Below are 1,402 nucleotides of genomic sequence, written 5' to 3'. Positions count from 1 at the left end.
CAGCCTGTCGGGTTGGGGTACCCTGTGAAGGGGTAAGGCTGTAGAGTGTCGCGATGAGCCGCTTCATCCCGTTTGACCGATCCCAGCCGTATCTTCTGCCGCCTGATCTGACGTCGTGGCTTCCGGCTGACGATATGGCGCATTTCATTGTCGCAGCTGTTGAGCGGGTTCCGATGAGTGCGTTCTGCGTGCCAGTGCGCACGGGAGGCAAGGCGCAGTATCATCCGCGCCTGATGCTGGCCCTTCTGATCTTCAGCTATGCGAACGGGTTGTTTTCCTCACGCCGGATCGAGCGGGCGACATATCGCGACATCGGGGTACGCTTCGTGGCGGCGAACCTGCATCCGGATCATGATACGATTGCGACCTTCCGCCGGACGAACCGGACAGCCATTGAAGCTGCATTTGCGCAGGTCCTGCTTCTGGCGCGCGAGACGGGTCTGCTGCGTCTGGGTGTCGTATCGATTGACGGCACGAAAATTGATGCCGACGCTTCGAAATACCGTTCCCTGCGCTACGACCGGATCAGGGCACTGCGCGAACAGCTGGCGGTGGATATCGCGAAACTGATGGACCAGGCGGAGCACGCAGATGCCACAGACAGAGATCCGCAGGCCCTGCCAGAAGAGCTTGCCCGACGGGAAACACTGAAAGCGAAGCTGGACGAAGCCTGCGCCCGGCTGGAAGCAGATGCGAAAGCGCAGGCCGAGGCGGCGCGACCGGCATACGAGAAAAAGAAGGCGATGTATGACGCAAAAACAGGGCGTCGCGGTCGGGCGCCGAAACCGCCGGATGATGAACCACCACCCGACCGGCAGATCAGTCTGACCGATCCCGACAGCCGCCTCATGCGGCGTTCGGACGCCCACGAGTTCCGGCAGGCTTACAATGCCCAGGCCGTGGTCTGCGCCGAAGGCAGTCAGTTGATCGTGACAACCGACGTTGTCGCCACGTCAGCGGACGCGCCATCCTTTGCCAGCACCGTGCTGTCGATGGAAAACACGATCGGTCTCCCAAAGACAGTGCTTGCCGACACCGGTTACGCCAGCGGGCAGGCGGTCCGGGACCTGCGGAAAAAAGGCATTGATCCGCTGGTCGCCATCGGACGGCCCTGTGCCCGCAGGCCTTATGACTTCCGACCACCTCCTGAAAACAGGGAACCACGCCGGATCACCGAACCCTGGCGGCTTGCCATGAAGAAAAAACTGGAAACCACAAAAGCCGGAAATATTTACAGACTACGAAAACAGACCGTTGAACCGGTCTTTGGAATTATCAAAAGCATCATGGGCTTCAGAAGATTCAGTCTGCGTGGCCTTGCAAAAGTCACGACTGAATGGACCCTCGTCGCTCTCGCATACAACTGCAAAAGAATGGCACGGCTTCAGGCAGCATAAGCCGG

Annotated in this window: 1 protein-coding gene; it reads left to right on the top strand. The window is 59.6% G+C overall.

Translation table 11 applies throughout. The features are described from left to right. Positions 1–53 precede the first annotated feature (53 nt). On the top strand, positions 54–1,397 hold the full coding sequence (locus CDI09_RS17480; RefSeq protein WP_075595799.1) for an IS1182 family transposase: 1,344 nt from the start codon (positions 54–56) through the stop codon (positions 1,395–1,397). The last annotated feature ends 5 nt before the right edge of the window (positions 1,398–1,402 follow it).

The sequence above is a fragment of the Komagataeibacter nataicola genome (assembly GCF_003207795.1).
Taxonomy (GTDB): domain Bacteria; phylum Pseudomonadota; class Alphaproteobacteria; order Acetobacterales; family Acetobacteraceae; genus Komagataeibacter; species Komagataeibacter nataicola.
This window is presented reverse-complemented; position numbering and strand designations above follow the sequence as displayed.